Annotated in this window: 19 protein-coding genes; 11 read left to right on the plus strand and 8 right to left on the minus strand. The window is 45.3% G+C overall.

From position 1 onward, the window contains the following. Positions 1–79 precede the first annotated feature (79 nt). Positions 80–736 (plus strand): cupin domain-containing protein, encoded by a 657-nt coding sequence (locus tag L9Q40_RS15440; protein WP_498793827.1) that lies wholly within the window; start codon positions 80–82, stop codon positions 734–736. A gap of 44 nt (positions 737–780) precedes the next feature. Here the strand turns inward: L9Q40_RS15440 and L9Q40_RS15445 are convergent, their stop codons facing one another. Further along, positions 781–1,020: an HP1242/YdcH family protein gene (locus L9Q40_RS15445; protein WP_014233727.1), complete on the minus strand. Its 240-nt coding sequence runs from the start codon at positions 1,018–1,020 to the stop codon at positions 781–783. A 549-nt stretch (positions 1,021–1,569) separates the two neighbouring features. On the opposite strand from L9Q40_RS15445, the gene L9Q40_RS15450 reads away from it, so the two are divergent. Beyond that, positions 1,570–2,598 carry a hypothetical protein gene (locus tag L9Q40_RS15450; RefSeq protein WP_498793828.1) on the plus strand — a complete coding sequence of 343 codons (1,029 nt, stop codon included), beginning with the start codon at positions 1,570–1,572 and terminating at the stop codon, positions 2,596–2,598. 162 nt (positions 2,599–2,760) lie between these two features. Continuing rightward, a complete protein-coding gene (locus L9Q40_RS15455; RefSeq protein ID WP_498793829.1) occupies positions 2,761–3,471 on the plus strand; it encodes a lipoate--protein ligase family protein in 711 nt (236 codons plus the stop codon). Positions 3,472–3,519: 48 nt separating this feature from the next. On the opposite strand, the gene L9Q40_RS15460 is transcribed toward L9Q40_RS15455, so the two are convergent. Then, the gene (locus L9Q40_RS15460) at positions 3,520–3,948 is read right to left on the minus strand and encodes a VOC family protein (protein WP_498793831.1); all 429 of its coding nucleotides are present in this window, start codon (positions 3,946–3,948) and stop codon (positions 3,520–3,522) included. Positions 3,949–4,175: 227 nt separating this feature from the next. Here L9Q40_RS15460 and L9Q40_RS15465 point away from each other — a divergent pair, with 227 nt between their 5' ends. Beyond that, the gene (locus tag L9Q40_RS15465) at positions 4,176–5,711 is read left to right on the plus strand and encodes a DEAD/DEAH box helicase (RefSeq protein WP_498793832.1); all 1,536 of its coding nucleotides are present in this window, start codon (positions 4,176–4,178) and stop codon (positions 5,709–5,711) included. A gap of 85 nt (positions 5,712–5,796) precedes the next feature. Here the strand turns inward: L9Q40_RS15465 and L9Q40_RS15470 are convergent, their stop codons facing one another. Beyond that, positions 5,797–8,676: an amylo-alpha-1,6-glucosidase gene (locus L9Q40_RS15470; protein ID WP_498793833.1), complete on the minus strand. Its 2,880-nt coding sequence runs from the start codon at positions 8,674–8,676 to the stop codon at positions 5,797–5,799. Positions 8,677–8,900: 224 nt separating this feature from the next. Between L9Q40_RS15470 and L9Q40_RS15475 the strand changes: the two genes are divergently transcribed. After that, entirely contained in the window at positions 8,901–9,812 is a 912-nt protein-coding gene (locus L9Q40_RS15475) for a LysR family transcriptional regulator (protein ID WP_498793835.1), read from the plus strand. A 67-nt stretch (positions 9,813–9,879) separates the two neighbouring features. Here L9Q40_RS15475 and L9Q40_RS15480 read toward each other — a convergent pair whose 3' ends face one another. From L9Q40_RS15480 to L9Q40_RS15490, 3 genes are read right to left on the minus strand one after another with little or no spacing between them, the layout of a single operon-like run. Continuing rightward, the gene (locus L9Q40_RS15480; protein ID WP_014233719.1) at positions 9,880–10,938 is read right to left on the minus strand and encodes a zinc-binding dehydrogenase; all 1,059 of its coding nucleotides are present in this window, start codon (positions 10,936–10,938) and stop codon (positions 9,880–9,882) included. 4 nt (positions 10,939–10,942) lie between these two features. Then, complete coding sequence (locus tag L9Q40_RS15485) at positions 10,943–11,455, minus strand: 2,4'-dihydroxyacetophenone dioxygenase family protein (RefSeq protein ID WP_498793836.1); 513 nt, start codon at positions 11,453–11,455, stop codon at positions 10,943–10,945. Between the two features lie 41 nt (positions 11,456–11,496). After that, positions 11,497–12,258 carry an SDR family NAD(P)-dependent oxidoreductase gene (locus tag L9Q40_RS15490; RefSeq protein WP_498793838.1) on the minus strand — a complete coding sequence of 254 codons (762 nt, stop codon included), beginning with the start codon at positions 12,256–12,258 and terminating at the stop codon, positions 11,497–11,499. 128 nt (positions 12,259–12,386) lie between these two features. On the opposite strand from L9Q40_RS15490, the gene L9Q40_RS15495 reads away from it, so the two are divergent. Next, positions 12,387–13,403 (plus strand): AraC family transcriptional regulator, encoded by a 1,017-nt coding sequence (locus tag L9Q40_RS15495; protein WP_498793840.1) that lies wholly within the window; start codon positions 12,387–12,389, stop codon positions 13,401–13,403. A 56-nt stretch (positions 13,404–13,459) separates the two neighbouring features. On the opposite strand, the gene L9Q40_RS15500 is transcribed toward L9Q40_RS15495, so the two are convergent. Continuing rightward, a complete protein-coding gene (locus L9Q40_RS15500; protein WP_498793842.1) occupies positions 13,460–14,902 on the minus strand; it encodes a glycoside hydrolase family 1 protein in 1,443 nt (480 codons plus the stop codon). Between the two features lie 407 nt (positions 14,903–15,309). Between L9Q40_RS15500 and L9Q40_RS15505 the strand changes: the two genes are divergently transcribed. Together L9Q40_RS15505 and L9Q40_RS15510 are read left to right on the plus strand one after the other, a co-directional pair. Next, positions 15,310–17,199: a beta-glucoside-specific PTS transporter subunit IIABC gene (locus L9Q40_RS15505; protein WP_498793844.1), complete on the plus strand. Its 1,890-nt coding sequence runs from the start codon at positions 15,310–15,312 to the stop codon at positions 17,197–17,199. Positions 17,200–17,211: 12 nt separating this feature from the next. After that, on the plus strand, positions 17,212–18,648 hold the full coding sequence (locus tag L9Q40_RS15510; protein WP_498793846.1) for a 6-phospho-beta-glucosidase: 1,437 nt from the start codon (positions 17,212–17,214) through the stop codon (positions 18,646–18,648). A gap of 225 nt (positions 18,649–18,873) precedes the next feature. On the opposite strand, the gene hxpB is transcribed toward L9Q40_RS15510, so the two are convergent. Continuing rightward, a complete protein-coding gene (gene hxpB / locus L9Q40_RS15515) occupies positions 18,874–19,548 on the minus strand; it encodes a hexitol phosphatase HxpB (protein WP_498793847.1) in 675 nt (224 codons plus the stop codon). A gap of 382 nt (positions 19,549–19,930) precedes the next feature. Between hxpB and L9Q40_RS15520 the strand changes: the two genes are divergently transcribed. From L9Q40_RS15520 to doeB, 3 genes are all read left to right on the plus strand, one after another. Further along, complete coding sequence (locus L9Q40_RS15520; RefSeq protein ID WP_065300775.1) at positions 19,931–20,935, plus strand: LacI family DNA-binding transcriptional regulator; 1,005 nt, start codon at positions 19,931–19,933, stop codon at positions 20,933–20,935. Between the two features lie 459 nt (positions 20,936–21,394). Then, positions 21,395–22,582: an ectoine hydrolase DoeA gene (doeA, locus tag L9Q40_RS15525; protein ID WP_014233710.1), complete on the plus strand. Its 1,188-nt coding sequence runs from the start codon at positions 21,395–21,397 to the stop codon at positions 22,580–22,582. 47 nt (positions 22,583–22,629) lie between these two features. After that, the gene (gene doeB, locus L9Q40_RS15530) at positions 22,630–23,637 is read left to right on the plus strand and encodes a N(2)-acetyl-L-2,4-diaminobutanoate deacetylase DoeB (RefSeq protein ID WP_498793848.1); all 1,008 of its coding nucleotides are present in this window, start codon (positions 22,630–22,632) and stop codon (positions 23,635–23,637) included. Positions 23,638–23,646 lie beyond the last annotated feature (9 nt).

Genomic DNA, 23,646 nt, shown 5'->3' on the forward strand with positions numbered 1-23,646 from the left:
TGTAGGTTTTAAGTCGGTTTAGGGTGTGATACGTATAGAATAAATACGGTCTGCTAAAAATAGGTCTCGGAATTTCAGCATGTTGAATATGAATTTCACTCAGAGAGTTGTGATTAACACAACTCAACAAGAATGGATTGCCAGCCCGGCCAAAGGCGTTTGGCGTAAACCATTAGAGCGTGAAGCGAAAGAATCAGGGCACACCACCAGTATTGTAAAATATGAAGCTGGATCACGCTTTGCGACGCACTACCACCCGTTCGGTGAGGAGATTTTAGTGCTTGAAGGCGTATTTTCTGATGAAAATGGCGATTACCCTGCTGGTACTTACATTCGCAACCCTCCAGGTAGCCATCATGCTCCGTTCAGTAACGAAGGGTGTGTCATTTTGGTAAAACTGAACCAATTTGATCCGCAAGATCTTTCGGAAGTACGCATCAATACCAATAAGGCAGAGTGGCTCCCCGGAATTGGCGGTCTGCAAGTGATGCCTTTGCATGAATTTGGTCATGAACGTGTTGCGCTGGTGAAATGGCCGAAAGGAGAACAGTTTCAAGCACACCAACACTTTGGTGGCGAAGAAATATTAGTTTTATCTGGCGAGTTTCAAGATGAGTTCGGCATCTATCCCAAGCATACCTGGATGCGAAATCCACATTTGAGTTCACACACGCCATTTGTCGGAGAAGAAACGGTGATTTGGGTCAAAACCGGGCATCTGCCAGTTCAAAAATAAAAAAGGCTCGTATGCCTAGATACGAGCCGATACTCATTAGCTGGCTATGCACCCATGATCCTGGAATGTAACCAATCTTTCAGTTCAGCACGATTATGTTTCAGTATATTCATCTCGTGATCATCAATGGGGTTACCTTGCAGTTCCAAAACACGTATTTCTTTATCCAAGGCGTTGTAGTTTCTCACGTTTTCAGCAAAGGATGCATCATTTGCTGACAGATGGGAGATGGTATCCAAATGTTCTGGAAATTCATGAGTTAATGAGTGATTTTCACCTAACATATAGACCTCTTGGTGGATGGTTGATGTATATGTTTGCTCATATTTTAAGCAGTGCATTAATAAACATAGCATTACATCGGGCAATATATCGTCGAATTGCCCACACTTTTGCTTACTCATTACCATAACGCAAACCAAAAGATTAAGCGTCGACTTTCTCTTAGTCTTCGTTGCTGGTGTCGTACGTTAAAAAGTTCCCTCGCAAGAATTTATTTTTTCTTTTAGATCAGTTTTCTACAGTAAGTCTCTGTTTTTATTCGCGCCTCAGTAATCGACGTGATTTCTCACCAGATCACACATTTGATGGTTGGAAAAGTTAGGACTATCTTTCAGACAAAGGCATCAACTTTGTAGCATTAATACTCTCTAATTCAGGCACTTTTGTCAGTATCGAATTAGAGGAATGCAAAGTGTCGAGGACATAACGAGAACGAACAAGGTAACCTGCTACTAAGAGTTGATTACAACCATTCTGAAAGCGCGAACCAATTAGGTTGACTGGGGGCAATACGTCAGCCTATCGCGCTAAGAGACAGAGGGGTTATCAGAATGAAAACTCGAATAACAAAAGTACTCGTCGTGACGGGCTTAGCGGTCCTAATTTCTTATTTTCCCGTTTACTACTCATACGCGGCAACATCGCCAAACTGCAACAACATACTTGCAACCAACCGAACGTCAGTCTCTCAAAAAATGGTAATGTTACTCGGTCAGGATATAACGAAGTCTAACCACATCACTACCGTCATTCCGACAGCAAAAAATCCGTTTGTAACGGAAGAACTGGTATCGGTTTCTAATGATGTTTCGCCCAATGGCCGCTATCCCAAACGCACCCTCAATGACATTCAAAGGATGAGATCGAATTTAAATCTGGCCGCGAAGGAAGCAGAGCGATTGAAAGGCACCTATGAGCTGGCATTGATCAGCCTTATCGATGGTTATTGCCAGTTTTCAAATAATAAACTGACCCAGCATGCGAAAATAGATTTTGACCATTTAGAAGGTCTTACCCTTTACTCCATCCCTGCACTCATCGCGATGGCAGATCAGTCTTACGCTATGTTCAAAAAGCAAAGCAATAAACAACCGAGCGAATCGAACGAACGCAATAACGACCAGCAAAACAACGAAGAAGAGGCAAGCGCAGTAGCTGCGGCAAGCTATCAAAATGATAACGTGCTAGTTAAAGTAGAAGACTTTGACGGTTCCAACGTAACTTTCTCCGTAACGAATATCGGCGCTCAGGGCGAGTTAGAGCCTCAATTCAATACGTTTAGCGCTTATCGTAATGAAAGCGGAAAACTTCTATATAGACCTGAATCTCTGCTCAGTATTGAAGATAATGATGGTAACAACATACCAACTATAGGCATTGCAGAGCTCTCTTCTCACGGGAGTAAACATCTATCTATTTCACCTGGGGAAACTCGCACCTTCGTCACGCAACTTGTGCAAAGAGCTCCCGAACATGCCCAATTAAGCATAGAGTTTCCGGCCAAGGCGTTGAACACAGAACAGCCTTTTTCATTGTCATTTACCGACTTAATCGCTATCGCAACGGCTGATATAAACTAGTCGAAGATAGAGATGAAACAAACTAAAGAGAACAAAGCAGGCTTAACCAGCCTGCTTTGACACTTCTTCTATGAGATAAGCAACCCAAACAATGAGATGCTAACTAGTATTCTTTTTGTATCTGCGATAAAACGAGTGGTGGTAATAAGTGAGGGATGATATTTGGCTGCAAAGAATAAACTGATCCGTTATGTCGCAACGGAAGTCTCTGATGTTTTTGATAAAGAAGATGAGCTAATCGCCCAGGTTCAATCTAATCAGCTTTCGCAAGTATTGCTTCTTTGGCAAGTCAAAAGCCCGACCTTAGTATTACCAGCAGGTAGGAAATGGCCAGTATCGGAAGAATTAAAAAACGCTCTGGACAACACCGGCTGGAAGTTATTCTCCCGCAAAACTGGTGGTGCTCCAGTTCCTCAAGTTCCGGGGATCATCAACCTATCTCACATCTATCATTGGCCAGAAGATCAACCCTACGACATAAAAAAAGCCTACCTCGATTTGTGCTCAATTTTAACGGTCTTTTTTAAACAACTTGGCGTTAAGGTCGACGTGCACGCGACACCATACTCGTACTGTGATGGTGAGTACAATTTGAATATTGGAGGGCAAAAAGTCGTCGGAACCGCACAACGTGTATTACTTAAAAAAGGCGGAGGAAAAGTCGTCTTGTCCCAGGCTTGCATCCTGATCGATGCCAATGTCGACAAAATTGTTGAGCCAGTGCGACTGTGTAACCAACTCTGCGGTCACAACGATAATATTCGTGGTGATGTACACACACCATTATTCGATCACATCACAGATAGGCCGACGGTTGACGCGTTATTTCAGCGACTAACCAGTGCTTTTTTAGAACAAGCCAACCGCACGTAGCTTAAAAAGGAGCAAGATGTGAATCCTGCTCCAAGCGTCTTAAATCAGTTAGTGAGAGTAATCATTTCTCTCACTATGCACATCAGAAAAATATTCAATAAATTCAAACTGCATGCCGTGATCTTCCATATAGTAGACGTTCTTTCTGAACGGGTGCTCATCACCTCTATGATCCAGTTCGTACCCTGCGAGCCTTAGACGCTCGATGAGCGCCTCTACATTAGGGACTACAATCCCAACATGTTTGACACCAGTAAATTGCGATGTCCAATGGTTCGCTTCTCCTTTCCCTCCTGAAGAGATCGCAATATAAGAATGGTCGTCGCCAACGTGAAACCATTCAATCGTTCGACCAAACCAGTTATCAATTTTTCCGCCGCCACGTACTGTCCACTCAGGAACTGCCGCAATTAAAAATTGAATGGTCTTTTGAGCATCGACTACTGAGATATTGGCGTGTTCAACGTAACTTTTCATTGGTGTTTTCCTTTTTTCTTCTCGCTTTCATGTCCTTACTACTCACTCTAGAACCTCAAGTTAAGTTGAGGTAAAGGGCGATTTTAGATGTGGCGATAAAAATGAGATGGCGATCAAATACGGAATTAGTTGAAGCTCGCGCATAAAAGCCTCAGAATGTCGCACTTTTCGCGGCGAAACTAATTTCGACGCGTTGTTATCTAACTCGACAATTGAGAATCATACATATGGGTTTTACCTCGTTAGGTCTATCTGCTCCAATCCTTAAAGCTATTCAGGAAAAAGGCTACGATACCCCTTCTCCAATTCAGGCTCAGGCAATTCCGGCAATATTGGAAGGGAAAGATGTCATGGCAGCAGCACAGACTGGTACAGGTAAAACAGCAGGCTTTACGCTGCCAATCCTGGAGCGTTTGTCCAATGGACCTCGTGTTCGTAGCAACCATATTCGCGCTTTAATCCTGACCCCTACCCGCGAGCTTGCGGCTCAGGTACAGGAAAACGTCTTCATGTACAGTCGCCACCTTCCGCTTACGAGCGCCGTGGTATTTGGTGGTGTAAAAATCAATCCGCAAATGCTGCGCCTGCGTAAAGGTGCGGATGTACTGGTTGCGACTCCAGGTCGTCTAATGGACCTTTACAGCCAGAACGCGATTAAGTTCGACCAACTGGAAGTTTTGGTGCTGGACGAAGCGGACCGTATGTTAGATATGGGCTTTATTCGCGATATTCGTAAGATTCTTGATTTACTACCTAAGCAGCGTCAGAACCTACTGTTCTCTGCGACCTTCTCAAATGAGATACGCGACCTTGCAAAAGGCTTGGTGAACAATCCTGTCGAGATTTCGGTGAACCCTGCAAACTCTACAGCACGAACCGTTGAACAAAGTATTTACCCATCAGACGTGAAGAAAAAAGCGCCGATGTTGGTGAAGCTGATTAATGATGGTGACTGGCGACAAGTACTGGTATTCATGCGTACAAAACATGGCGCAAACCGCTTGGCTAAGTTCCTGGTAGAGCAAAATCTACCAGCGGCAGCGATTCACGGTAATAAAAGCCAAGGAGCACGTACCAAAGCACTGGCTGATTTCAAATCGGGTGAGATTCGAGTACTGGTTGCGACTGACATCGCCGCTCGCGGTATTGATATTCCTCAGTTACCACAAGTCGTGAACTTTGAATTACCAAAAGTGGCTGAAGATTACGTTCACCGCATTGGTCGTACTGGTCGTGCGGGCGAAGTGGGCAAAGCGATCTCTCTGGTTTGTGCGATTGAAGCGCCAGAATTATTTGCGATTGAGCGTTTGATCCAAGAAGTGTTGCCACGTAAAGAGCTTGATGGCTTCGCGCCAACGAATGTCGTGCCAGAGTCAAAACTGGATACGCGTCCGATTAAGCCGAAAAAACCAAAGAAACCTAAAAAACCAAAAGCACCTCAAGCGGAAGGCAGCAACACGCAACCTGCCGATAAAAAAGCCTCTAACGGTGCGGGTAAACCTAAGCGCCGTTTCAATGGTAACGGCAAGGGTCATAACAGCGGCAACAAAAATGGCGCTAACCAAGCCGGAGCGGGTAAACCAAAAGGTAACCGTGAAGGCCAAGGGCGTTCAAACACCCAACCAAATGGCAACAAGCCAAATGGAAATAAAAGTGGTAATGGCGGGAAGCCAGCAGGTAATCGCAAGCCACAAGGCGCTAAACCAGCCGGCAATAAGCCATCGGGTCAGCGTCGCAAGGCTCGTCCACAACCAGCAAACTAACTCGGCCTCTGGCACGTTGACCTGATTGACAACCACAAAGCCGCTCATCACATGAGCGGCTTTGTTTTTATGCCAAGCGAGTCAATTATTTCAAAGGAGTAATACGAATATCCGCAATTTGAGCTTCATTGAGTTCACCTTCAATACCGCCCGCGTAAATGTACGTTTCATTCGATTTAAGATAACTCATATTGAAATGATCCTTCAGAGCAATCTGATAAGTCATACCTTGTTCAAGCGCGATTTCAACGGGTGTTGAGTAACGCATGCCCTGGTTTTCACCAATGTGCCCCATCTGCAAGTAACCTTGGCCAACGACGGTGCCTGACTCATTGGTCACTTCTAGCAGCTTAATGGCGTTAGTGATCCCCGTATTAAGCTGGCCCAAATTATTGCTGTACCAAGCATCAAACTGGTAAGTACCACTTGATGGTACTGAGAACGACTCCAGCCCATTCACTGTTCCACTGTCTTTGTTTACAGTGACAACGGAGACATCCTCTTTCAGAGGCTGATAATCCCCTTCCAGTTTGATACGAAGCTCCTCGCCGATACAAACAGGCTGACTTGGATTCGAACGGAAACCCTGATCATTGATGCTTTCCGCTATGTAGCAGGCAAAACCTTCTGGCACATCTGTGTATGTCTGTGCAGCCACGTTAGACTGAATTAAATCGCCATTGCGGTACAAGTTCACGTTGCATTTGCTCTCTACAGCAATGTTGACTGAATTGTCTGCGGATGTCGCGACCAAAGTAGGTTCTTGCGGCGAGTAAACACGGCTATCTTCGCTGGCGTATGGGGCAACGCCCGAGACCAGTTTTACTTCACTCTCAACATTGACCAATCCACCTAATGTCACGCGGTAGCTTCCATCTTCATCCAGAGTGACATTTTCTACCGGATAGTAGCCAGTTTCATCTTCGCTGACTTCAGGCAACGCAATCGTCACTGAGTAAGTTTTCCCTTTGAATGCAAAATTTTCCAGCGTGATTTCATCAGACTGAGCAAGTAAGTGATTGCGCACCCAACTGGTAATAAACGGTTTTATCTCAAGCTGACCCGTTTCGGTATGGATACCAAAAATGGTTTCCACCACCATATTCAGGTAACCACCCACAGACCAAAGTTGTCGCTGAGAGTTAATAACTGGCCCGTCGAGACTCGGGTCTTCACCGTGGTCACTGTGAATAATGAAAGATTTGCCTGATAGCCACTCTAGGTTTTCCATGTTCGACAAGTTGGTTGCCGTTCCACGGACCAGAGACTGAATTGCATTGTTCGCCGCTGCAACATTTTGAGTTTGATGAGCCGCGCGCAAGCTATACGCTGTCACAAATGGCCAGATTGCTCGGTTATGATAAACGGGAACATCCGGTTGTTGAGGGAAATAAACGGGTACACCAAACTCACTGTGCGGGTAATTCGCCATGATTTGCTTAGCTTGTGTGTCTGTCGCGATACCACTGATGATCGCAAGCGCCTCACCCAGCATGTCGTATTTATCGACGGCGATGTCTTTGCCGTTGTCAAACAGGTAACTTACATACATGCCGCGCTCTGCATTCCAGAATTGGGCATTAATGTCAGACTTCAATTGCTCTGCCCATTCACTGTATTTCACGGCATTAGTCGAGTCGTATTGCTCGGCCAATTTCGCGGCAAGTTTTAACGCGCGGTAGTGGACCACGTTAGTCGACAACGCTTTGCTACTGCCTATGGCATTCACGTCATCAGGCGTCCATGTGGAATAAGTTTGTTCACGCCAATCAAGGAAGGATTGTTCACCGGTATAAAGTCCTGATTTAGCGTCAAAAGCAGCAAGGCGATCGGCCTCTAACGTGTTGCTGATCGCTTTATAAGCGCGTTCAGTAAACTGGCTGTATTCTTCTCCATCCAGCGCCGAAAGTAATCGTTCAGCACCGAGTGCCCAAGTGGTTCGGTCGGTACTGATCGGCCAACTTCCGCCTGTACCAGTATCCTGTACAATTTGCTCACCATCGTACTGTTGTTCTGTCGTTTCGCGGAAAGCAGACAGTTTAAAGTTAAGACCATTTTGAACGCGAGTTGGGTTCATAAGAGCACGAGAAAGATCCGCAGCATAGGCGAGATCTCGCGTCCAGACATAGTGCCATTTTGCGCCCGTCTCAAAAACTTCGGCTTCAATTGGGTTGTTGTAGTTGTAATTACCATCTTGGATTTGTGAAACCGCAAGTTGATCCAGCTCTTTCATCGTCAATGCAAACAGCGCATCGAACGCCACGTCACCCGACAAAACTCGTGGCCCCGCTTGCTCATTAACAACCACGCCCTGATCCAGAGCATCTCTTAGCTCGGTGGTGGTTGAAATACCAAACTCACGCATCTCTGCACCAGGGTCTTTCACTGAGAAAGTAACGGTGTCGTTGGAGTCATCATAATTGGCAAACAGTTTTACCTCTGTGCTCTGATGCCCCTCATGCACCATTGCGGGATCTAAGATCGCATCAGAGTAGTATTTTTCCGCTTCTTCTTGGGTTGCTTTTGTCACTGTCATGGTCGCACGACTTTCATCGGCAAAGCTTACAGAAAACTTGTAGTAGCCTTTGTCTGCAAACGTGATCTCCGAGTTGCAATCATCGTTCATACACGCTTCATTGGTATCGGGTTTTGGCAAGTAGTCTTGAGCTTCATCAAACGCCGCGGGCTCCTCAAAATAGGTGTATTGAATCTGCCACCCCGGATCAGCAATCTTAAACTGATTACTACCTCGAGCGACGCGAAGTACGGTTTCGTACTCATTGTTACCCAGATAGTTTAGCTTGGCATGGTCAGCCGTGCCCCAATCCCCGTTTAATCCTCGCAAATATAAATCTGCTGAAATAATAGGTTTGTCGACAGATTCAGTCACCTCTGACGAATCAGAGCCGCATCCAGCCAGACCAATGCAAGACGCGACAGCAAATGCAATAAAGCTCGGTTTCATGTTCATTCCTTAGATTGTTATTTTGGGCGTTAGTCTAAGGAACGCATTCTTACGAGAAAAATAGGTATAAAACGCTTAGCTATAGATGACATCTATACCTCTACCCTCCAACGGTGATTTAGATCTATGAATCTCAGATTTTTCCTACAAATTTGAATGCCAAGTTTGTGATTCGTCCATGAAAGTGTGCAAAATACCCCGCGCTTAAAAAGGGGTAAGTAGAAATGGATAAATCTCTGCAGCAATTTTTACTGGTTGCTCGCTGTCAAAGCATCAGTGCCGCAGCAAAATTGGCGGGGCTTAGTCAACCGACCGTGACCAGTAATTTGAAGAAACTTGAAGAGAATCTTGGCGTAACACTGTTCGAACGTCGTCCCAATGGCATGGTTTTAACTGAATATGGCCGAATCCTTTATCGACACAGCAATGCGATGCAACACGAATACAACCAAATGATGCAGAGCATTGAAGAAAGAAGGCAATATCAAGTCGGCAAGATAAAGATGGGAACGGGCGATGCGTGGTGGCCGTTGTTTGTAAAACAAGCGCTTAATGATCACCTTTCTAAATTGCCATCCGCATCTACACATGTTGAGTTTGGTAATCACCTCGGGCTCATGGATTCTTTGATCAACAAACAAATTGAGTTTTTTATCGGTCATGAAATCGTCGGGTTGTCTTCTAAGTGTGATGTCACTTTTATTCCTTTATTTCAAACCGTGGATGCGTATTTCGTTTCTCCCGATCATCCTCTGTTAGGAAAAGTCGTCACAGACGAAATGCTGCATGAGTACCCTGCTCTCTCTGTCACTTATGATGCGAAAAAATTTAATCACGTTATCGATAATCCCATTCCAAAGCAGAATGAGCGCGAAAGACAACAATTGGACGACAGACCAACCTACGAGGTGGATTCGTTACTTGCTAGTATTGATATGTTGAAAGAGAGTGTCGCGGTCATGTCATATACCCGTCATTTGCAACCCTATCTCGAATCCTTTGGATTGCAATGTCTAAGAATGGCAAACGAACCGAAACCGGGAACGGTAGGAATTTATCGTCATCGGCGCGAAACATCCGAGCCACACCTTGATTTAATCTCAGGTATTACTCAGCGAGCTAAATTACTTAGATAAAAAAGCCCCAACACAAGTGTATGTTGGGGCGTGAGTAAGGTAAAAACCCTTATGCAATCAACTTAAATTAAACGACTTGTAACTCGCCATTTCGCCAAGGCTCAATGACAACTTTAATGTGGTCATTTGGTGTCATAAGTTGCTTAAATGCACCTTCAACGCCATCCATACCCACTTTCGCCGTCAGCATTTTCTGCCATGGCACTTTGCCTTCCGCGATGGCTTGAAGACATTGCTCAAACTCATGTGGCTGATAATAGTAAGAGAATCGTAGATCAAGCTCTTTAACGGTCGCGTAAGCATAGTTAATACTCGTAGGTGTGGTATGAATACCAGTCACCACAATGCGAGCGCCAGCTGGAGCACGGCGGATAAAGTCATCAATCAAGGTGTGTTTGCCCACACACTCAAAGATAACCAGACGCGAACCTGCTGCAACTTCGGCACCGACGACAACTTCATCTTCTTTGGTCGGATTTACCGTGCGCGTTGCACCAAACTCTTTTGCCAGTTCCAGCTTCTCATCTTGAATATCGACCGCCAGAATATTGGTAACACCACGCAGTTTAAGCGCCGTGATAGCCGCAAGACCAATAGGACCACAACCAACAACCAATGCCACTTCATCGTTCTGGATGTCACTGCGGTTCACCGCATGCAAACCAACCGCCAGAGGTTCTGTTAGCGCGGCAGCTTCTGAAGGTACATTCTCAGGAACAGGCAGAAGCAGTGCTTCATCAAGCAAGAAATATTCAGAGTAAGCACCATGAATACCCGGAGTCACACCAACACCCGCGCCATTTTGGCTCATGAGGATCGGCACAGAAGTCACGCGACTACCAACCGGCAGAGCTTGTTGTGTATCATCACCGTATTCGACGATTTCCGCACAAAACTCGTGCCCTAGCATGACTTGTGTATGGTCATCCATGCTTTCTGACATCACACCAAGCTTGCGGTAAACATCAAATACTTCGTCCGTATGACGTGCAATGTGTAAATCTGAACCACAAATACCACACGCTAAGCTACGAACAAGTACTTGGCCCGGTGCTGGTTTAGGCACATCCACCTGCTGCAGGTGAACACCGCCATCCTGCATTACGATACTGTTCATTGTTGTCATGGAATTACGCTCCAATCTCGTCGCTTACACCTGCGCCAGCGCCTGGTTTAATGTAGCGTGGCGTGATGCCTTGAGCTTTAGCCGTTGCGATAATAACTTGCTCAATCCAACTAGCGTCCATGATGTTCATGAAGTTGCCATCTTGATCAAAGTTGATGTTTGCACCTTGGATAACCATAAAGCCATCTGCGCCGCCTGACTCTTCTGGACAGTGGAAGGTATGGATAGAGCCGCCTGGCTCGTACAGGTAGCTACCAGCCGTTTGCTTTTGCTCTGGGTATTCTAGGTAATGCCACATACCGCTTAGCGTGTAAAAATGCACAACACCTGTGTGGTAGTGTTTCGGTAGCGTAATACCTGGTTTGAATACCGCACGAACGACCCAAGTACCATTCTCTGGATCAAGGAACAACGGGTAAACATCAACACCCGGTAGGGCATCTTTAACGACCGACTCTTCATTTGTGTTTAGAGTTAACAGAAAATCCTGATGATTAATAACTTCTGGTAATGACATAACTTGCTTCCTCGCTTTTGTTGTAATTAGACTTCCACGTCTTAGCCCAGTAGTGGGTATTTAAAATTCTCGAAACCGTCAGATGCACTGACTGTGCAACCGTTGATGCAATTCGCTTTTTCGCTGACCAAAAATGCAACCACGTTGGCGATTTCTTCTGTCTGAGTAAAGGTATCGCGCATCTGCTCTTTGCGGATGTGGTCCCAAAGGCCAATCGCTTCATATTGGCGCAACATTGGTGTATCCACGCGACCCGGTGCGATGGCGCAAACACGAACACCCAACGGTGCCAGCTCCAAAGCTGCGCATTTTGTCATCATGTCGACCGCGGCTTTGCTCACGTTGTAAGTGAACGTCATTTCCGCCGCCATTTGCGCATAAACAGAAGAAGTATTAAGGATGACTCCAGGTGTGCCTTGTGCCTGGAACTGACGTCCTGCCGCCAAAATGCCGTAGTAAACCCCATTTTGGTTGACCTTAGAAACGGGCTCAAAATCAGCAACCGGATCATGCTCTAGCAGCGGTTTGGCTAAACCAATGCCAGCGTTGTTGATCATGATATCTAGCTTGCCAAACTCCGCGACTGCGTAGTTGACCATGGCTTCAACTTGCTGATAATCCGTCACATCCGCCGAAAAGGTCTTTAATGACTTGGTATCGGCGTCTTTATAAACTTCAAGCGACTTTTGAGAAATGTCGACAGCCAGCACATTCGCTCCCTGCTCACGCAGCTTGCCTACGATCGCTTGACCAATTCCACCAGCGGCACCAGTAACGATGGCCGTTTTGTTCATCAGTTCCATTTAGCTTCCCTTCTGCCATATGTTATCAAAATGTAACTTAGATCAACTCATTGACACTCACTTGACCTTTTGCGAATAAAATTTGATATATTGCGATTCACAAACCATTAACATTTCAAAATCGAGATATGTATATCGTTAGAAGCGGTGCGGCAGACAAATTTGATAGTTTAGTTTCTGAGCACGGACAGAATCCGATAGAAATAATGAAACAGGCGGGACTTTCTGCTGCTCAGTTCCGCGATCCCGATACTTACATCGCCAATTCGAGGCTGGCTGAACTGCTGGAAGTCGCGGCGTTACGCTGTCAGGAACCGATGTTTGGCGTGTTATTGGCTCAACGGCAAAGCTTTAATGCCTTAGGTGACTTGCCTATGCTGGTTGCTCGTGCTGAAACGGTCAGAGAGGCATTAATACGCGCTAATGATTACCTCTATTTGCAATCTTCCGGTGTGAAGTTCTCGATGACACCCCAGGATGATTGGATGAAACTCGCTTTAACTATCGATACCCACAGTGAACAGGTGACAACGCAACTGATGCAGATAAGTGTCATGCAAATGGCAAGATTTGTAGCAAACTTGCTTAACATCGATATGAATAGCTTCACCCTATATTTGACCCAATTTGGCAGTTTGGAAAATAGAAGTGATACCTCAGCCAACCTGCCTAAGATTCGCTTTGGTGAAAAATTTAACGGCATCATGCTAAAAGCAAGTCTACTTGATACTCGAAACCATCAAGATGAAGACGCTCTAGATAGGCACTTTCAGGAGCATCTTAAATACCTGCAAAATCGCTATCCGGATAATCTGAGCGATCAAGCCAGAGATATGATTGGGCGGCTATTACCGACAGGAGAGTGCAGCGTTGAACAGGTCGCCAGAGCTTTAGACATGCACCCGAGAATGTTACAAATAAGATTAAAAGAGCGGGGGAAGAATTATAGCCTGCTCTTGAGACAAGTGAGGCAGAGCCTGGCGGAACGTCGCCTTAATGAAAATATCCAAAGTATTACCGATATCGCCCTACAACTTGGCTATGCCGAAACGGCGGTCTTTAGCCGTCACTTTCGTCAATGGACGGGCAAGTCACCGAGTCAGTGGCGAAAAGATCATAAATTAGAAAAAGTAAAAGAGCGCTAATATCAGCGCTCTTTTACTTTCAGTTGATTGATTTACTTGTACGACTTAAGTAAACGTTAAAGCTCTTTACCATTTGAAGCGATGACTTTCTTGTACCAGTCGAAAGAGGCTTTCTTTTTACGATCTAAGGTACCTTCACCCTTGTTGTCTTTATCGACATAAATAAAGCCGTAGCGTTTTTCCATCTCACCAGTGGATGCGCTCACCAAATCGATACAACCCCAAGGTGTGTAACCCCACAATTCAACACCGTCTTTTACTGCCTCACCCATTTGCTCAATATGCGCTTTCAGGTAATCAATACGGTAGCTATCGTTGATTGAGCCATCTTCTTCGACTTTATCGAATGCACCCAAACCGTTTTCAACCACCATCAAAGGAACCTCATAACGAGCGTAGATTTCATTCAGTGTGTAACGCAGACCAATTGGGTCTATTTGCCAACCCCAGTCTGATGCTTGCAAGTAAGGGTTCTTCACGCCGCCCATTAGGTTACCTGACGTCGTTTCCTTACTTGAATCTGCGGAAACACAGTTCGACATGTAGTAGCTTAGTGTGTAGTAGTCGACGGTTCCTTCAGAAAGAATCTCTGCATCGCCCGCTTCCATTTTCACTTCGATGTTATTTTCTTCAAAGTAACGTTTTGCGTAGTACGGATATTGACCGCGCACCTGAATATCACCGCAGAAGTAGTTGTGCATTTTCATATGTTCTTGAGCAAGTACGATATCTTCAGGATTACACGTGAACGGGTAAGTGGTCAGGAAGCAGATCATACAACCAACCTTATTCTCAGGATTGATCTCATGAGCCAGTTTTACCGCTTTTGCACTGGCGACAAACTGGTGGTGTAACGCCTGAAAACGTAGCTGCGGGTAGTCAACCTGATTAATAAAGTCTTCGGTACCTTCGTTAAGGATTCCCAAGCCTAAGTAGTTTCCGATAGGCATCGTACCAATGTTGATTTCGTTGAAAGTTAACCAGTATTTCACTTTGCCATTGAAGCGCTTAAACAGTGTTTCCGCGTAACGCGTATAGCAATCGACAACTTCTCTTCCGGCCCAGCCGTTATATTCTTGAGTTAGGCCAAATGGCAGTTCGTAATGTGAAATCGTAACTAATGGCTCAATATCGTATTTTTTTAGCTCGTCAATAACGTCTTCATAGAACTTTAAACCCGCTTCATTGGGTTCCAGCTCCATGCCGGTAGGGAAAACTCGGGTCCAGTTAATGGAAAAACGGAAAGTTTTAAAGCCCATTTCAGCGAACAAGGCAATGTCTTCTCTGAAGCGATGATAAAAGTCGATGGCTTCATGTGAAGGATAGTGAACACCTTCTTCAATAGTACGAGTGATTCGGCGAGCAACGGTATGAGTCCCACCACTAAACATATCACTTGTACTTGGTCCTTTACCGTCTACGTTCCATGCCCCTTCAAATTGGTTTGCTGCGGTTGCACCACCCCACATAAAATCTTCTGGAAAAACGTTATTGCTCATTTCTTTCACCATTATTCAATAAGTTAATATATTTAATGCTCAACTCAAACCTAAGTTCACTTCAGTTCCGAGATGTATTTCTATACAATACAACACAAAATGAAACCGGTTACAATGATACTTAAAAATATTTTTAAGGCTGATTGATGACGAAAATGAACCCAACTCCAACGTTTGGCATCATCATTTTTGGTTGTTTTTTGCCCTAAATGCCGCGCTTGAATGTGTTCTTAACGCCAGAAAAAGAGATCCGTATAGCGTTTTTAAATCGTCTGGCGACTGTTTCTGTGATCCAATTCTTTATTGCTTTTTATCCCTATTGATGTAAAAAGCGCTTTAGAACTATTCTGAAACCGGTTCCAAAGGCTTAGCTGTAAGTGAATATAATAAAGGGAAAGGTGAATATTATGGCTGCGGTACGAGATTATGCTCAGCTTGCGAAAGACATTCTTGCGCAAGTTGGCGGACAAGAAAATATCACGAGATTTTCACGCTGTGCGACCCGTCTGCGCTTGGTGTTAAAGGAAACGCCTGATGGTGCTGCTGACAAAATTAAAGAAATGCCAGGCGTTATTACGGTTGTCATGAGTGGCGGGCAGTTTCAGGTTGTTATCGGTACGCACGTACAAGATGTTTATGCTGCGATGTCATCGTTAGTTGATACGTCATTGATGTCTGAAAGTACTGAAAAAGTGCGACTCATGGACGCTATTATTGCGTCGATGTCATCCATCTTCGCTCCTTTTGTTTATATTCTTGCTGCTGCTGGTATCTTGCAGGGCGCTTTAATTTTCGTCCACTATCTGGCTCCAAGCGTTGCCGGAACTGGCGCATTTGAAGTTCTGAACTTCATGTCCTGGACACCGTTTGTCTTTCTTCCTGTTTTTATCGCCATCACCGCATCCAAACATTTTAACTGTAACCCTCTTATTGCGATTCTTTGCTCATGTGCACTCATCAATCCATCTTGGGCAGACATGGCGTCGCGAATCGCTGATGGTGAATTAATAACCTTTTTAGGTTTACCGCTGGCGAAAACCGTTTATACCGCATCGGTGCTGCCACCTATTTTCATGGTTTGGGCATTGAGCTATGTAGAAAGATACATTAAACGCGTCCTACCTGATGTCGTTCGTGAACTGTTCACGCCGCTACTTTGCATGTTAATCATGGTTCCTGCGACACTGGTACTAATTGGCCCTGCAACCAGCTTCGTCGCAAGCCTGATTGCAACTGGCTACAACACATTGTACGACGTTGCACCCGTCGTCGCCGCGGCTGTTATTGGTGGTATTTGGCAAGTATTGGTTATCTTTGGCGTACATTGGGGCACCACGCCAATCGTCTTGGCAAACTATGAAAACTTTGGCTACGACTCAATTCAGGCCTTCTGTGGTATCGCCGTTGTGGCACAAATGGCTGCCGCTTTCGCTGTCGCATTAAAGTCTCGTAATACTCGCATGAAAACGACCGCCTATTCAGCAGGCATCACAGGCTTCTTCGGCATTACCGAACCTGCAATTTACGGTGTGACGTTAAGACTTAAAAAACCATTTATATGCGGCTGTATCGGTGGCGCAATTGGTGCAGCGGTCGCGAGCCTGTTCAACACGTACTACTATGCTTATGCAGGGCTGACGGGCATTCTGACCGTAGTTAACGCGATTAACCCAGATAACCCAAGTTCATTTACTGGCGCACTGCTGGGCACAGGCATCACCATCGTTGTTACCATCGCTCTGGTTTATTTTGTTGGCTTTGAAGATCCAGTAGAAGCAGAAGACAAGCAAAAAAATGATTTAAACGTCACGCCAGAATTATCGCCTGTAATGAAAAAGACAGCGACGTTAGTTAGCCCATTAAAAGGCGAGATTATTCCTCTTGAAAACGTTAACGATGAAAGCTTTTCACAAAAGTTATTGGGTGATGGTGTCGCTATCCGACCAGCAGAAGGAATTGTGAGAGCCCCATGTGACGCTGTGATTTCATCGGTTATTGGGACTAAGCATGCCGTCGGAATGACATCCACCAATGGTGCCGAAGTACTGATTCACGTCGGACTCGATACCGTAGAACTAAGAGGTCAATTCTTTGAATGTTTGGTCGAACTTGACCAACAAGTTAAAGCGGGTGACCCACTAATCAAATTTGATCTGCAAAGCATTGCTAACGCGGGTTATGACACAACCACACCGTTTATCGTAATGAACAGTGATGAGTACGAATTTGAACTGATCGAGCAAGATCAAGAAGACAAACAAATTGAAATTGGACAGCCTGTTATTCAAATGGCTTAAGGGTAAGTAAAGATGAGTAGTATTTTTCCTGAAAACTTTTTATGGGGCGGCGCAGTTGCAGCTCACCAGGTTGAAGGCGGATGGGACCGCGATGGTAAAGGTCCGAGTATCGTAGATGTGTTGTCCGGTGGTGATGTAAGCACTCAACGTAAAATTACCGATGGTGTGTTAGAGGGTTACCACTACCCTAACCACGAGGCTACGGCATTTTACGATCACTACAAAGGTGACGTCGCACTGCTGGCCGAAATGGGCTTTAAATGTTTCCGCACCTCTATTTACTGGCCACGTATTTTCCCTAAAGGTGACGAGTTAGTACCAAACGAAGCGGGCTTACAGTACTACGATGATCTGTTTGATGAGCTATTAACACACGGTATTGAACCAGTCATTACCCTATCCCACTTTGAAATGCCGCTGCATTTATCGAAGGAGTACGGGGGCTTTAAAGATCGTCGTGTGGTCGACTTCTTTGTTCGCTACGCAGAAACGGTTATGCGTCGTTACAAGAACAAAGTGAAATACTGGATGACGTTCAACGAGATCAACAACCAACGTGATTTGCATTTACCTCTGTGGGGCTACTCAAACTCAGGCGTGGATTACACGGTTGAGGAAAATCCGGAAGAGTGTATGTACCAGGTGGTTCACCATGAAATGGTAGCCAGTGCAAAAGTGGTCAAGTTGGGTCATGAGATCAACCCGGACTTCCAAATTGGCTGTATGGTTGCATGGGTACCTATTTATCCATATTCGTGTAATCCGGATGACGTCATGCTGGCTCAAGAAGCGATGCGTAACCGCTTCTTCTTCAGCGATGTCCATATGCGCGGCGAATATCCGGCATACACACTGAAAGATTGGGAACGCAAAGGCTACAACATCAAGATGGAACCAGGCGATCTGGAGATCTTAAAAGAAGGTGTTTGTGACTATATCGGATTTAGTTACTACATGTCGGTCGCGGTAAAAGCTGATGCTGAAGAAACAACAGAAGGCTCAATGAGTGGCTTTACCGGCAGCGTTAAGAACCCATACGTTCAAGCCTCTGAATGGGGCTGGCAGATTGACCCTGTCGGCTTGCGTTACTCGCTCTGCGAACTGTATGAGCGCTACAACAAGCCACTGTTCATTGTAGAAAATGGTTTTGGTGCGATTGACAAAGTTGAAGAAAACGGAGAAATCAACGACGACTACCGAATCGACTACCTGAAAGCGCATATTGAAGAAATGCAGAAAGCCGTTAATTACGATGGCGTTGATCTGATGGGTTACACCCCTTGGGGCTGCATCGACTGCGTGTCTTACGGTACGGGTGAATACCGTAAACGTTATGGCTTTATTTATGTCGATCGCCACGACGATGGCACGGGAACCATGGGCCGTAGCCGTAAGAAGAGCTTCTACTGGTACAAAGACGTCATCAGCAGCAACGGTGAAAAACTGTAAAGCACCAGCGAGAAACTATAGAAAGAATAATGCACCCTAAGCCCCGGCGAAGGGTGCATTTTTTTGTCCTGAAGTTCGCTCATAAACCACGACCGCAGATCACAGATTTAAGTCAAAGCAGATATTTTAGGAACAACAAAGTGCTTCTCCAGATCCTAGGGGAAGCCCTTTTATTCAACCTAAATTGCAGCGAATGCCGTCAGATAATCTCTAATCCGTACAAAATCAAGCTATTGATTTACCAAAAATTTTCACCACCTCTTTGGACGTAGAAAAGTCTTCAAGAGAGGTCAGCTTGATATCTGCAATGCCAAAGCGTGGATTCATTTCCTGCCCCGGTTCAGGTACACAAATGGCGGTCATACCTGCGGCTTTCGCGGCAATCAAACCGTTAACTGAGTCTTCAATAGCCAAGCAGTTATGAGGCTCTGTGTTCAACTTCACTGCCGCATCCATGTACACCTGAGGGTGAGGTTTTCCATACGGCAGATGCTCAGCCGAAATATAGACCGAGAAATACTTACCGATTTCAAATGTTTCCAGAACCGCTTCTATTAGGCGTAAAGGTGAAGATGAAGCCAACCCAATTTTCAAACCGGTCTTGGCCAGTATATCCAAAGATTCTTTCACGCCCGGGAGAAGTTGACCGTGCGTCTTAATTTGTCCGATCACTTCCGTCAAAATAGCATCTGCAAGATCAGGGGCACATTTCGGATCTAAATTACAGTAGCGTATCCAATAATTGGCGATTTCATCGATGCGAAGACCGGTACTCTGATAAGCAAGTTGCTCGGTGATTTGCCCACCAAAACGTGCAACCGCGTTGACTTTCGCCTTGCGCCAGAACGGCTCAGAATCAACAAGCACGCCGTCCATATCAAAAATAATTGTTTCTATCAAAATAGTTTCCTGTTCCTTAATTATGAAAAGTGTTATCAAAATGACTTTAAGATGCAGGATTCGAACTAGGTTGTTTTGACAGGGAAATCCTGTAGGAGTCATTACCGTCAGATTACTGAATAGCAAAGCATAAATGTACTTATACTTATCAAGAGACTTCTGTTGCTCATAACTAGCATACACCAACAATTGAAACCGGTTACAGTTAGAGTAAGATAATTCTCAGAAAACTGTGAGGACAAGCAAAACCAGACAATTTTTTGCTCTTATGCCTCGTGATGAATCTGTGTGTATTGGACTTACGTCTAAAATAAGACAACGGTTTACCTTCGCTCAGACAAATAGTGTAAACTGTCAAACCAAAGTATTTGGGAATAAAAAAATGGCGACAATCAAAGACGTATGTAAAGCTGCAGGTGTTTCAAAGGCAACCGTATCCAGAGTTATAAATGGAAGCGAATATGTGAAAGATCAGACTCGTGAGTCTGTGTTAGCGGCTATGAAATCTTTAGGCTATCAACCTAATGCTTTTGCGCGTGCTTTGGCAACAAACAGCTACAATACGTTCGGTTTAGTTCTCCCTCATTTTGATAGTCACTATTTTGGTTCCATGCTGACAGAAGCTGCGATGGACATGCAAAAAGCTGACAAGAAATTGTTTGTGATGAACAGCAGCGACAATGTAGAGGGCGAAGAGGAAGCAGTGCGCTCCCTGAACGCTCATAACTGCGATGCTATTCTGATTTACAGCCGTCATTTGTCTGAGCAGCAACTTTCTACTCTGCAACAGGAAATGAAAACCCAACTTATCGTCATCAATCGCGCTCTGGACGATGAAAAGCTATTCAGCTTTTATTTCGATCAAGAGCAAGTGGCACGTGTCGCAACTCAATACCTTTTAGATCTTGGCCATAAACAGATTGCTTGTATCACTACTCCAATGTCTAGCAGCACAGGACAAAAGCGTCTTTCGGCTTATAAAGAAACCTTGATCAAACATGACATTGAAGTAAATGACGGACTGGTTTACGAAGGCCATAGCAATCCTGAAAGTGGATACGATGCAACAATCAAACTGATTGATAGCGGCATACCTTTTAGCGCTATTTTTTCGTGTACTGACTCCATGGCCATTGGTGCAATTCGTGCACTGCATGACAAAGGACTAAAAGTTCCTGAAGATGTTTCAGTCATTGGTATCGATGGTGACCCAACAGCGAGTTTTATGGTACCGCGAATTTCAACCGTGGAACTGCCTATTTTAGAACTCACGCGCGATGCTATCACTACCGCACTGACGCTGAATAAAGAACAGCAGACCGTTCAAAAACACTTCCAATATCAGGGCTCGCTGCAAGTAAGAGAATCTACTCAAAAATTGAATTGATCGCTCTCTGACACCTAAAAATTGACTAACCCGCGCGTTGCTTTCCTTTATCGGCGCGGGCTAGATCAGGCAAAAATACGTCCTACTCGTCCCTAATCCTATCTCCAACTCGCTCAATATCTCCCGTTTACTCAGAGGTGATTAGTTCACAGTCTTCCCTCAAAAATTTAAGAAAATACAGAATCTTATTAGTTCCAATTCTGATAACACTCCTTTGTCTCATAACCTTTGACAGTGTTTTTTACATTAAAAAATGCAGCACTGAGTACAAATCTCAACCACAATTGTCTTTATTGATAAGTATCAAGAATAACGAGGAATTTATAAATGCACCGATATTTTTAACCATCGATTCCAAGCCATGGTTAAAGATTGCGACAGATCCAAGCGATCTGAATAGGAGAACAGAGACCTCATTTCCGAGGGCCAAGAGCATCGGATTTTCAACAAGGAGAGTGTATGAGAGGCATTACTATGCATTTTACGTTGGAGGAATTCCAAGAACGTTTATCCAAAGTTCGACAATCGATGCTCGAACGAGAATTGGATGTACTCATTATCCATGACCCATCCAATATGTCTTGGCTAACTGGCTATGATGGTTGGTCTTTCTATGTACCACAATGTGTGATTGTAGGGCCTGAAGGTGAACCAATATGGTTCGGGCGTTGCCAAGACGCGAATGGCGCCTACAGAACCGCGTATATGTCGGCTGAAAACATCGCCTCCTACCCCGACCATTACGTCATGAATCCACCTCTGCACCCGATGGATTATCTGGTTGAAGCTGTATTGACGCCACGTTGCTGGGATCGCGGTCGTATCGGTGTAGAAAAAGACAACTATTACTTTAGTGCAACCGCCTATGAGTCATTGATTGATCACTTGCCGAACGCACAGTTACTCGATGCAACAGGTCTGGTTAACTGGTGCCGTGCCGTAAAGTCGGACCAAGAGTTGTCCTACATGTACCGCGCTGCGCGTATTGTCGAAAACATGCATCGTGTCGCGTTTGATATGATCGAACCAGGCTTGCCTAAACATCATCTGGTTGCAGAGATTAACCGTCAGGCGGTCCTTGGTCATGAGGATCATTTTGGTGATTACACCGCAATTGTTCCGCTATTGCCCTCTGGTGCTGATGCTTCCGCGCCTCACTTAACCTGGGACGACAGGCCGTTCAAAAAAGGAGAAGGGACCTTCTTTGAAATCGCTGGTGCACATCGGCGTTACCACTGCCCTCTATCCCGCACTATTTTCTTAGGCGAACCTGATGACAAGTTTAAACGTGCCGACGAAGCGCTCACAAGAGGTCTTGAAGCAGGTTTAGAAGTCGCTAAACCCGGCAACACGTGTGCTGATATCGCCAACGCTTTGAATAAAGTCCTCGATAAAGCAGGCTTTTCCCGTGAAGGCGCTCGTTGCGGTTATCCCATTGGACTGAGTTATCCACCCGATTGGGGCGAACGGACCATGAGTCTTCGCGACACCGACAAAACCGTTCTAAAAGAGGGCATGACGTTCCATTTTATGCCCGGCCTATGGTTTAAAGACTGGGGCCTAGAGACCACAGAAAGCATTGTTATTACCCGCCTTGGCGCAAAAACATTGTGTGATTTTCCCCGCCACTTGTTTGTTAAACACTGATTAGAAAGGGTTGAAACGAAGAACTTAGCAAAGAAAAAGGAGTTTGCATGCAAAACAGCTCGATCACAGCCACCGTAGACTTTGACCGAGAAGGTACCCAACATGGTTTTCTCTCCCTGCCTTACTCCCATGACGATTCCGCATGGGGAAGCGTAATGATCCCGATAACCGTGATAAAAAATGGCCCGGGTCCAACATCACTTTTAACCGTGGGAAATCATGGCGACGAATATGAAGGGATCACCAGCCTGTTAAAGCTGGCGAGTTCATTACAGCCTGAGCAGATACAAGGGCGCGTGATTATTGTCCCAATGATGAATTTGCCCGCGGTCCAGAATGCTTCCCGCACTTCCCCTATCGATAAAGGTAACTTAAACCGCAGCTTTCCCGGCAACCCGTCGGGAACAGTCACAGAGAAAATCGCCGACTACTTCACCCGCTATCTGGTGCCATTGTGCGATTTCGCTCTGGATATTCACTCAGGGGGAAAAACGTTAGACATCGTCCCTTTTGCCGCCGCACATCGCTTAGATAATCCAGAACAGGAAGAAGCCTGCATATTGGGAGCGAAAATGTTTGGTGCACCTTACACCATGATTATGCTCGAAATGGATGCCACCAGTCTGTATGACACCGCGGTTGAATCTCAGGATAAAGTCTTTGTCACCACGGAACTGCGCGGAGGCGGTACCAGCACACCACAAACTATTCAATATGCCGATCGCGGTATCCGTAATTTCCTGCGTTTTGCTGGCAACCTTTCTGGCAATTATGAAAAGCCCAGTCAACCAACCCAGTTGCTCGACATGCCAGATGCAGACTGTTATGTCCAAAGCCAGCACAGAGGCATAGCGGAATACCGGTTTGAACTTGGTGATGCCATCAAACAAGGTGATGTCATTGTAAGAATCTATTCAACAGAACGAACTGGCGAAGTGCCAGTAGAATATCGCGCCGAGAGAGATGGCATTTTCGCTGCACGCCGTTTTCCTGCTATGGTGAATATTGGCGACACGCTCGCCGTCATCGCGAAGGATTGCGGAGTATTAACTTAAACGGCTAGC

The organism is Allocatenococcus thiocycli (assembly GCF_921292965.1).
GTDB lineage: Bacteria > Pseudomonadota > Gammaproteobacteria > Enterobacterales > Vibrionaceae > Vibrio > Vibrio natriegens.